At 47.3% G+C, this 10,320-nt stretch carries 7 protein-coding genes and 1 other RNA gene; 2 read left to right on the top strand and 6 right to left on the bottom strand.

Annotated elements, in window-relative coordinates:
• Window positions 1–1,121: 1,121 nt before the first annotated feature.
• The 6 genes from gcvP to L876_RS0116125 form a co-directional block, all read right to left on the bottom strand.
• Window positions 1,122–4,010, bottom strand: coding sequence for an aminomethyl-transferring glycine dehydrogenase (gene gcvP / locus L876_RS0116150; protein ID WP_028764749.1), 2,889 nt, complete (start codon window positions 4,008–4,010; stop codon window positions 1,122–1,124).
• 197 nt (window positions 4,011–4,207) lie between these two features.
• Complete coding sequence (gcvH, locus tag L876_RS0116145; RefSeq protein WP_028764748.1) at window positions 4,208–4,597, bottom strand: glycine cleavage system protein GcvH; 390 nt, start codon at window positions 4,595–4,597, stop codon at window positions 4,208–4,210.
• A gap of 159 nt (window positions 4,598–4,756) precedes the next feature.
• A complete protein-coding gene (gene gcvT / locus L876_RS0116140) occupies window positions 4,757–5,851 on the bottom strand; it encodes a glycine cleavage system aminomethyltransferase GcvT (RefSeq protein ID WP_028764747.1) in 1,095 nt (364 codons plus the stop codon).
• 435 nt (window positions 5,852–6,286) lie between these two features.
• Window positions 6,287–7,495: an FAD-dependent monooxygenase gene (locus tag L876_RS0116135; RefSeq protein WP_028764746.1), complete on the bottom strand. Its 1,209-nt coding sequence runs from the start codon at window positions 7,493–7,495 to the stop codon at window positions 6,287–6,289.
• Window positions 7,496–7,506: 11 nt separating this feature from the next.
• On the bottom strand, window positions 7,507–8,754 hold the full coding sequence (ubiH, locus tag L876_RS0116130; protein WP_028764745.1) for a 2-octaprenyl-6-methoxyphenyl hydroxylase: 1,248 nt from the start codon (window positions 8,752–8,754) through the stop codon (window positions 7,507–7,509).
• Window positions 8,755–8,814: 60 nt separating this feature from the next.
• Window positions 8,815–9,387: a UPF0149 family protein gene (locus L876_RS0116125; RefSeq protein ID WP_028764744.1), complete on the bottom strand. Its 573-nt coding sequence runs from the start codon at window positions 9,385–9,387 to the stop codon at window positions 8,815–8,817.
• A gap of 251 nt (window positions 9,388–9,638) precedes the next feature.
• Between L876_RS0116125 and L876_RS0116120 the strand changes: the two genes are divergently transcribed.
• Window positions 9,639–9,947 carry a cell division protein ZapA gene (locus tag L876_RS0116120; RefSeq protein WP_028764743.1) on the top strand — a complete coding sequence of 103 codons (309 nt, stop codon included), beginning with the start codon at window positions 9,639–9,641 and terminating at the stop codon, window positions 9,945–9,947.
• 120 nt (window positions 9,948–10,067) lie between these two features.
• Window positions 10,068–10,248, top strand: a non-coding RNA gene (gene ssrS, locus L876_RS22585) — 6S RNA.
• Window positions 10,249–10,320 lie beyond the last annotated feature (72 nt).

Here is a 10,320-nt window from a genome sequence, read left to right as displayed (position 1 = left end):
CAAATCGAAGAGACGTTGAGATACCGAGTGTAGATACGCCGGTGAGCTTCCGAAACAGGGATGTTTCGGCAGAGCCTAAAGGGACTTATTCACGGCGTCTCACAGGCGTATCTGCACATCCCTCGCCGGGCAGGCGTTAGATGGCGATAAAGGTATGACCTTCAGGCACACACCCCAATAACAATGAACCAAAAGAGAAAATGTAACCAGCCTTCATTCGAAGGCTAACAAGTTTTGGGGTAAAAGTACGTTAGCTTTTAATGCGTTATTAGTCCCAAATGAAGTTAAATCGAAGAGAGAAAATAACCTAGTGTAGATGCAGCTGAGGGTATCGAAAACATGGCCAAAAATGTTCCCGACATTTTTCGGCATTCCCTACTTCCATGTAGGTCAGATGTTTTCGTTAAGCGGCCAAGGATGGCGCAAAGCATCCCGAAGCAGTATCTGCACATAAGCCTGCTGCAAGCAATTAACTCCCATTGAAGGTACGACCTTCAAGCTCACTTAGCCAATTCCCACCCAGCCAAACGCTACATAAGCTAATCCCCAAAATGCCATCCCTTCATTCCAAGGCCAACCCACTTTGGGGCAAAAGCACGTTAGCTTTTTACTCGCCACTCACACCAAATGCAGCTTAATCGAAGCAACGTTAGAACCCAAGTGTAAACGCGGCTGCGGCCTTTGCCAGCAGGGATGCTGGCGTAGAGCCCACAAGGATGTGCTTGCGGCGTGTCGCAGAAGTGTTTGCACATAAGCTCACCGCAGGTGATAGATTGCCATGAAGGTTCACCTTCAAACACCCGTTCCAAAAAAGACTCCGCCAATCACTACCCAGACAAAGCAAAAAAATGCCAAACCTGCATTCCAAGGCCAATCCACTTTGGGGCATTTTCGAGTTACCCTCCGTAGAGCTAGATCAACAAGAGTTAAGCTAACTCGGCGTTCCCCTTAGCAGCCGAGAAAAAGTAAAACTGAGCTGAAAAAAAAGCGAGCCATTTCTGGTTCGCTTTTTAATGTCGTTATGAGCGTTTCGCTATCTAGCCAGTCACAATCTTAATTACGGTCACAAACTTCATTAAAATAGTCACAAACTTAATTAACACTCATCAACTAAGCAGCAATTATTCGTAATCGCTGATCGGAACGCAAGAACACATCAAATTACGGTCTCCATAAACATCATCGATACGGTTAACCGTTGGCCAGAACTTATTCGCCTTAACCGATGCTGTTGGGAACACAGCTGTCTCACGGCTGTAAGGACGTGAATCAAACTCGCTGTCCATAATGTCAGCCATAGTATGTGGTGCGTTATGTAGTGGGTTGTTATCCGCTGGCCACTCGCCTGCTTCAACACGGGCAATCTCGCCACGGATTGAGATCATGGCTTCAACGAAACGGTCTAGTTCAACCATTGACTCAGATTCTGTTGGCTCAATCATCAGCGTACCCGCAACTGGGAAACTCATGGTTGGCGCGTGGAAACCATAGTCGTTTAGACGCTTAGCGATATCCATTTCGGTAACACCCGAGGTTTCTTTTAGTGGGCGTAAATCCAAAATACACTCGTGGGCTACGCGATCATTACGGCCAGTAAATAGCACTGGGTAATGAGCAGACAGCTTCTTCATCACGTAGTTAGCGTTTAACAGTGCCATTTGCGTAGACTGCTTAACCCCTTTTGTGCCTAACAGCTTAATGTACATCCAGCTGATAGGTAGAATGCTTGCGCTGCCATAAGGCGCGGCAGAAACCGCACCATTGTTGTCGCTTTCGCGGCCTGGCTTAACTAAGACGTGACCCGCTACGAATGGTGCAAGGTGTGCTTTAACACCGATTGGGCCCATACCTGGACCACCGCCACCATGTGGAATAGCAAAGGTTTTGTGTAAGTTAAGGTGCGAGACGTCTGCACCGATAAAGCCTGGTGAAGTTAGACCCACTTGCGCGTTCATGTTGGCACCATCTAAGTAAACTTGGCCGCCATGTTGATGAACGATTTCGCACACTTCACGGATTGATTCTTCATACACACCGTGAGTCGATGGATAGGTGATCATGATGCACGACAGGCTGTCAGCAAGCTCGCTCGCTTTAGTGCGGAGATCGTCTAGGTCTACGTTACCTTGCTTATCACACGCCGTGACCACAACCTTCATGCCAGCAAGCTGTGCAGAAGCAGGGTTGGTACCGTGGGCTGATTGTGGGATTAAACAGATGTTACGGTGCGCGTCGCCGCGAGACTCGTGGTACTTCTGAATAGCAAGTAGACCCGCGTACTCACCTTGTGCTCCTGAGTTAGGCTGGATACAGACAGCGTCATAACCTGTGATGTTAACGAGGAAGTCGGACAACTCATTGATCAGCTGTGTGTAACCTTCTGCTTGGTCTAGCGGGCAGAATGGGTGCATGTTAGCAAATTCTGGCCAGCTTACCGGTAGCATCTCCACGGCCGCATTTAGCTTCATGGTGCATGAACCTAATGAGATCATTGAGTGGTTTAGGGCTAAATCTTTGTTCTCTAGACGCTTAATGTAACGCATCATTTCAGTTTCGCTTTGGTAGCGATTGAATGTTGGGTGCGTTAATACGGCGTCTTGACGAATAAGGTCTGCAGGGATTGAACTGTGTCCATTTGCCAAAATGTCAGCATCAATTGCCGCCACATCTAGACCATGCCCTTCGCCTAACATCACATCAAACAGTACGGCGATATCTTCACGTGTTGTGGTTTCATCTAAGCTGACACCCAATACGCCATCGGCATCAATACGCAGGTTTAGTTCAGCGGCAGTGGCGCGAGCAGTTATCGCAGCAACATCGGCACCTTGAACACTAATGGTATCGAACCAGGTGTTGTTGACTAGGCTTAGGCCTTTAGCTTGTAGGCCAGCAGCTAAGATATCGGCAAAACGGTTAATGCGTGATGCGATAGTCTTAAGCCCTTGTGGGCCATGGAATACGGCGTAGAACGACGCCATGTTGGCCAAAAGAATTTGCGCGGTACAGATGTTTGAGTTGGCTTTTTCACGGCGAATGTGTTGCTCGCGCGTTTGCATCGCCATACGCAGTGCTTGGTTGCCACGGGTATCTTTAGATACACCAATAATACGACCCGGCATTGAACGCTTGTGCTCGTCACGGGCAACAAAAAATGCCGCGTGAGGCCCACCGTAACCCATTGGCACGCCAAAGCGCTGTGCACTACCAAAAACCACATCAGCACCCATCGCACCAGGTGATTTAAGCAGTACCAGTGACATGATGTCAGCGGCAACGGTAACAATGGCTTTTTTCTCTTTCAGCTGGGCAAACAGCTCTGTGTAGTCAGTGATTTGGCCATGACGGTTAGTGTATTGGAACAAGGCACCAAATAGCTCATAGTTAGCCGCTTCGTTGGCTGGACCAACAACAATCTCGAATCCAAAGCATTCGGCACGAGTTTTAACCACGTCTAATGTTTGTGGAAATACGTCATCGGCAACAAAGAAGATGTTCGCTTTTTTCGCTTTAGAAACACGCTTAGCTAATGCCATGGCTTCTGCCGCAGCGGTGGCTTCATCAAGCAGTGAAGCTGAGGCTAAATCAAGACCAGTCAAGTCCATCGACATCTGCTGGAAGTTTAGAATGGCTTCTAAACGGCCTTGTGCGATCTCTGGCTGGTATGGCGTATAAGCCGTGTACCAACCTGGGTTTTCAAACACGTTACGCAAAATGACGTTCGGCACTTGTACGCCGTAGTAGCCCATACCGATATAGCTTTTGAATACTTTGTTTTTATCAGCAATATTACGGATATAAGCGATACCTTCAGCTTCGCCACAAGAATCACCAATGGTTAGCTCTTGTGCTAAACGAATTTTACCCGGTACGGTTTGGGCAGTTAGGTCTTCTAAAGACTCTGCGCCAATGAAGTTCAACATGGTTTGCTGTTGTGCTTCATCTGGACCAATATGACGAGTTAAAAACAGTTCGTGCTGTTCTAATTGTGTAAGGGTTTGCTTGGTCATGATTAACCTTGTTCCAATTTGCCAGTTTTACAGCTGTAGGGCACAAAACTGGGTAAGTGTGTAGATGGGTATAGTACGTCTGCATCGTTATTAACGTGCACGTTACTAACGATACTTAGGCTATATAGCCTGATTATGTTTACGCTTTAACACATAACAAAGAAGCTCCCGAGGGAGCTTCTCAGTATCGACAAGATTTACTCTTCGTCGATAACCTCTTGATAACCTTCGGCATCAAGTAAGTTGTCTAATTCTGACTCATCAGAAGGCATTACGCGGAAGAACCAACCGTCGCCGTATGCGTCGCTGTTAACTAGCTCTGGAGAATCTTCAAGTGACTCGTTAACAGCCAAGACTTCACCAGATAAAGGTGCGTAGATGTCTGAAGCCGCTTTAACAGATTCAGCAACCGCGCAATCTTCACCAGCCGTGACAGTGTCACCGACTTCTGGCAATTCAACAAACACCATGTCGCCAAGTAGCTCTTGGGCGTGCTCACTGATACCAACAGTGTATGAACCGTCAGACTCTTTACGGATCCATTCGTGTGAAGAAGCGTACTTTAGTTCAGCTGGAATATTGCTCATTTTTTCGTTCCTTAATCTGATGTTCTAATTCTTTATTGATTAAATCGATTTGTTATTTTAGCACTCACAGCGTCAATCTGTTTGTCGTGCTAGCTCATGTGCAATAACGCAAAATGAGCAATGACGACAACCTAAGTTACCGTCATTTAACATTTAAACCTAAAAAGCTTGTTTACCGTTGCGTACAAAGCTAGGTGCGATCACTTTAACAGGGACGCGCTTTTTACGCATCTCTACTTCTGCGACATCGCCAACAGAATTAGGCACGCGTGCCATGGCAATTGAATAGCCTAAGGTGGGTGAGAAGGTACCACTAGTGATGGTGCCTTGCTGCTCAACACCGTCAGTATCGGTAAAGAACACCGACATGCCAGGGCGGATAACACCTTTGGCTTCCATCACGAGTCCAACAAGCTTATCTGCGCCAGCGGCTTTAATGGCAGTTAAGGCTTCACGGCCGATAAAGTCACGATCGCTTGGCTCCCATGCAATGGTCCAACCCATGTTGGCCGCGAGCGGGTTAACGCTTTCGTCCATATCTAGGCCATACAGGTTCATGCCCGCTTCTAAACGTAAGGTATCACGCGCACCAAGACCACAAGGTCTAACACCTGTGTCGAGTAGCGCTTGCCACAGTGCAGCCGCTTCATCTTCTGGTACGATAATTTCGTAGCCCGTTTCACCGGTATAACCTGTGGTAGCAATAAATAGCGAACCTGACTGCACACCAAAGAAAGGCTTCATTCCTTCTACGGCTGCATTTTGCTCATCAGAGAAAACCGCAGCGGCTTTGGCCTTTGCATTAGGACCTTGTACGGCAATCATGGCTAATTCTGGACGCTCAGTGATGGTCACATCGAAGCCTTTAACTTGCTCGGCTATCCAGGCTAAATCTTTTTCGCGAGTCGCCGAGTTAACCACGATGCGGTAATGAGTATCGTTGAGATAATAGGTGATCAGATCGTCAATTACGCCCGCGTTATGGTCTAGCATGCCACCGTAAAGCGCCTTACCCGGCACTTTAAGTTTAGCTACGTCATTAGCAAGCAGTTTACGTAGGAAATCACAGGCTTCGGTACCAGTCACATCAACAACAGTCATGTGCGAAACGTCAAACATACCTGCGTCTTGACGCACTGCATGGTGTTCTTCGATTTGAGAGCCGTAGTTAATCGGCATATCCCAGCCGTGGAAATCAACCATCTTGGCGTTTGCTTCCAAGTGCTTGTTAAAGAGTACTGTTTTATTAGCCATTATTATCTCTTCTTTATGCCCTTTTCGGGTCTTACCTGCTGATGACTGTCTGTTTTCGCGCTATTTGTAATAAACCCATTAGGTCAGGTTTACCCACAAATGCTGTTGCGATACAGCCATCTAAGTGTACTTATGTCAGCACACCCCAGCGAGGGTACGTTGGGTCAGGATGTGATTGCAGCGATGCATTGCTGCATCCATTGCGTCGAATAAGATGCATTGTTAACACCGTCGCTGGTATCAAAATGCGGCGAAATTATACCTTGCGTCACAGTTTTGTATACAAGAGAATTTTCTAATCCGAAGCGTTTTTTCATTACTTTTTCTCATGTTAAAAATGTAGTTTTTTTACATAAAGTTCAGTAATTCAAATGAATTATGTTCAAACACTTGTATTTAAAAACAAAAAGTCATTAAGACTAGGCTTTACCTTGGCTACTGACACAATTTTGGTAGACGGTTTTTGTTGCCCATCGCCTGTTGCATAAACAGTGTTTTCACAGGAGAAAGGTTATCGACCAAATTTAGACCCAGATCGCGAATCGCTTTTTTCACCGGATTACTGCCGTCAAAGAGGCGTTTAAAGCCTTCCATTGCCGCTATCATCTCTAATGCGTCAGCTTTACGCCACCGCTCCAACGCACGCAAGTTAGCGTAGTCACCGATATCTTTACCTTTCAGTTTTAGCTCAGCTAAGGTTTCGATAATCGCAGCGGCATCAAGGAAACCTAAGTTTACCCCTTGTCCAGCTAATGGATGAATGGTGTGCGCAGCGTCGCCAGCAAGTAATAGGCGATGGCGAGCGAAATGCCGCGCGTAACGCATACGTAGGGGAAAAGCTTGTGGCTCACTCTCTAGTTTACATAAGCCCAGTTTGCCGTCGAACGCGGCTGTAAGGCTGCGCTCAAACTGGATTGCCTCACCCTCTAGCAAGGTTTGCGCTTTGGCTGGCGGCACTGACCAAACGATGGAACAGAGATTATTTTCAAACAGCGGTAAAAACGCCAGAGGGCCATCACTGAGAAACACTTGTCTTGCTGTCGCATTATGGGGAAGTTCGGTGCGGATAGTGGCGACAATGGCATGATGTCCATAGTCCCAGAAGGTCATGGGGATTTTGCACTGTTCACGCACCCAAGAGTTGGCCCCATCGGCACCGATCACCAATGCCGCAGATAGGTTGTCACCATTATCTAATGTAAGCCAAGCTTCGCGCTCGCCAAAGGCAATCTTATCGAGACGGCGATTTTCAAGATGGGTAATCCCCTCAAGCTCTGCGGCGCGAGTGGCAAGCGCATGGCTGATATTGTCATTTTCAACGATACTGCCTAACGTTTGTTCACTAATTGAGTGAGCGTCAAAGCCGATTTTACCTAGACCATCTTTATCCCAGACGGCCATTTTTTGATAGGGACCCATGCGTGACTCGTCAATATAAGCCCATGCACCAAGTTGGCTGAGTAAACGCTGGCTGGCTTTATTAATAGCGCTCACACGTAGGCGAGCATCACCTGAAACCGCTTGGGTTTCTCCAGCATCGATAACCACCACCCGACAGTCATCCATGGCGAGCCCTATGGCCGTTGCCAGCCCGACCATTCCGCCGCCAACAATGGCTACATCATAGGTTTGTGTACTGAACATAAGGAGATCCTTTATAGAGACTGAGTCGTTGTGGGTGATTTCCAGCCCATGGCTTTACGTGCCACAGGCGTTTTAAGTGGTGGACACCATGAGAGTAAGCGCAGGCCAAAGTTACGTCCAGCCACCAAGGGCCAATGATCGTTAGAGAAGCCACGCACTAAGAAGTCTACACTGGCGATGGTGGAATCTCTGTCTGCTTGACGTCGTTGCAAATATTGATGGGTTAACTGCGCGCCACCAATGTCTTGATTGTTTGCTAATGCCTGTTTGACCACATCAAGCAAACACACCAGATCCCGTAGACCTAAGTTAAAGCCCTGACCCGCTATCGGGTGCAAGGTTTGCGCGGCATTACCAATAAACACAGTGCGTTGATAGATAGGTCGCAGCATATAAGAGAGTGTTAACGGATAAGTCACTCGTTCACCCACATCAACAAAGCGACCTGCGCGATTGCCAAAGGCTTGCTGTAACCCATCGAGAAAGACTTGTTTGTCGGCATTTTGCATCATTTCGGCCTGGCCTGGTGCTAACGCCCATACCAGTGAAACGCGTGGCTGACCATCAACATTAGCCATAGGCAATACTGCAAGAGGACCAGTGTCAGTGAAGCGCTCAAATGCCCAGTTGTCATGGGGTTTATCGGCTAAAACATTAGCCACCACCGCCACTTGATCAAAATCGACCTGCTCAAGGGGTAACTTAAAGCTTTGCCGCACCACAGAATTAACACCATCGGCAGCAACCACCAACTTGGCGCTAAGCTGCGTGCCGTCATCGAGTTGTAGCTGATTAGCATCGATACCCGCAGTAATGTTGGACAATTTCGCAGGACAATAGAGGGTGATATCTTGCTTATCTAGCAGGTTAAAGAGCGCTTTACCTACTTGTTCTAGCTCAACGACTTGGCCTAAATAGGGCAGATGGAAATCGCTAGCGTTAAGTGTGGTCATACCAAAATGGCCGCGATCTGACACGTGGATATTCTCGATCGCGGTACCCAGGTGCGCCAATTTGGGCCAGATCCCGAGACGGGAAAGTTCAAAAATAGAACCTTGTGCAATAGCAATAGAGCGAGCATCAAAGCCGGGATGTTCATTACCAGGACGGCTGGCTTCTATCAGCGCAACCTTCAGTGGGCGGTTAAGCGCTTGTGACAGGCTTTTCAGCCCTAGGGCTAAAGTAGCCCCAGCCATAGCGCCACCGACGATGGCGATATCAAACTCAATATTTTTTGGAGATGGAATCGAGGCAGTCATTCACTTTCTCTATTTGTGGCGGGGAGTTAGCACTACCCGCCTCGTCAACAGGCGTCAATATTAATGAACTTTTGGGTCTTGATCTTTGATCTCACTCGGTTCAGGACCGAATTCGGCGTAGCACAATAGTGCCCCCATACGAGCAAACTCCATCAGCTCGATGTAGGCTGCTTCTGATTCGTCATCGTCGCCGACATCAAACTCCACCTGCGCGATCTCAGCCAGATCATTAATCACCTCTTTAACATCTCGTGAACCACGATTAAGCTTTGGCTGCACAATAGCAAGTCCGGTTAAAAAGCTTTGTACCCACAAAGATAGCGCCTCGACACGTTTAGAGAGCGGCTCTTCCTCTTCGGGCGCCATGGGCGTAAAGCCAAAGTCGACATCAGTGATGCGAGCCAGCGTGTCTTGATATAACTCTTCTAACAAATGAGTCAGTGATGGAGGCGGCAGCTGACCGTCATTAATCAGTTCAAGTAGCGGCTGTAACCATTCGCTTTTAGCCTGCCCCACCCCACCACAAATTAGGCCTACAAGTGAACCATGAACTTCTACTGGGTGTTGTGCAATTTCAGCAGCATTGAGCTCGGCCATTAAACTATCGATACTTAAAGAAGGAGGCATTGCCATAGCGATTTCCAATCATGTTTGTCTGAGCACATGCTAGCAGAATTGACCAAACCGACCAAGGTAAAAAGCGCCGAGAAAACAGGAGGCCAGTAGCGAGAAGTTTTGCCGTCTCGCTGACTATTCCAGCGTTTATTGGTTATCTAAACAACATTTAATCTAACATTGCGCTATTAGCGCCCAAGTCTTATTGCACTTTAACAACCAGACCGATATAGTCCGCTCAACAACAGGATAAAAGGATCTACATCGCAATGAGTAGCCATGCTATAGAAATTAGCTTATTGGGCCGTACCTACTCCATCGCTTGTCCTATTGGGCAAGAAGATGCATTGCGCCATGTAGCCACGAAACTTGAAAAGCAGTTGAGTACCCTGCGGGCTCGTACCAATAATTTGAGCCGGGAAGAGATTGCCATCATGGCTGCGTTAAATATTGGCTATGAGTTGTTAGAAGAACAACAAAAGAATCAAGATTATATTAAGCAGATGGATGACAAAATTGGTCTGCTGCAATCCACCTTAGAAAGTGCGCTGGTTGAGCGTTCAACTAAGGACGATTAATTAGCTAACCCTTTAGATAAGAAGTTAGCTACCGCTTAGTGAACAGTTTGCTAAGCTATAATGGTAAGCCAAATAATATTGACATTGGCTTGATACGTTAACGTATCAATGTAACGTTTTTGCTCCCTGTGGTGTGCGTGAGTCGGTTATGTCCCTGTGCCGATATTTACAAACTCAGGGTGAATGCTTTAATGACATTGTGCAAGCTCGGCGCGAACCGAGAAGCCTTAGGATTTAATCATTTACCCGCCTTGAACCTACGGTTCAAGGGCTACACCGGTAACGGCATCTTGGGGAGCAATTCAAATAAAAAACCATCGCCTTAAACAGCGGTGGTTTTTTTATGCCTTAAGATAGCCACTAAACAGATAGT

Origin of the sequence: Shewanella colwelliana ATCC 39565 (assembly GCF_000518705.1) — a bacterium.
GTDB classification, from domain to species: domain Bacteria; phylum Pseudomonadota; class Gammaproteobacteria; order Enterobacterales; family Shewanellaceae; genus Shewanella; species Shewanella colwelliana.
Note: the sequence above shows the minus strand (reverse complement) of the source record. Positions and strands in the feature narration are given on the sequence as shown.

Coding starts and splice junctions, on each gene's coding strand:
- gcvP (WP_028764749.1), bottom strand. CDS start 4,010: ATGACCAAGCAAACCCTTACACAATTAGAACAGCACGAACTGTTTTTA.
- gcvH (WP_028764748.1), bottom strand. CDS start 4,597: ATGAGCAATATTCCAGCTGAACTAAAGTACGCTTCTTCACACGAATGG.
- gcvT (WP_028764747.1), bottom strand. CDS start 5,851: ATGGCTAATAAAACAGTACTCTTTAACAAGCACTTGGAAGCAAACGCC.
- L876_RS0116135 (WP_028764746.1), bottom strand. CDS start 7,495: ATGTTCAGTACACAAACCTATGATGTAGCCATTGTTGGCGGCGGAATG.
- ubiH (WP_028764745.1), bottom strand. CDS start 8,754: ATGACTGCCTCGATTCCATCTCCAAAAAATATTGAGTTTGATATCGCC.
- L876_RS0116125 (WP_028764744.1), bottom strand. CDS start 9,387: ATGGCAATGCCTCCTTCTTTAAGTATCGATAGTTTAATGGCCGAGCTC.
- L876_RS0116120 (WP_028764743.1), top strand. CDS start 9,639: ATGAGTAGCCATGCTATAGAAATTAGCTTATTGGGCCGTACCTACTCC.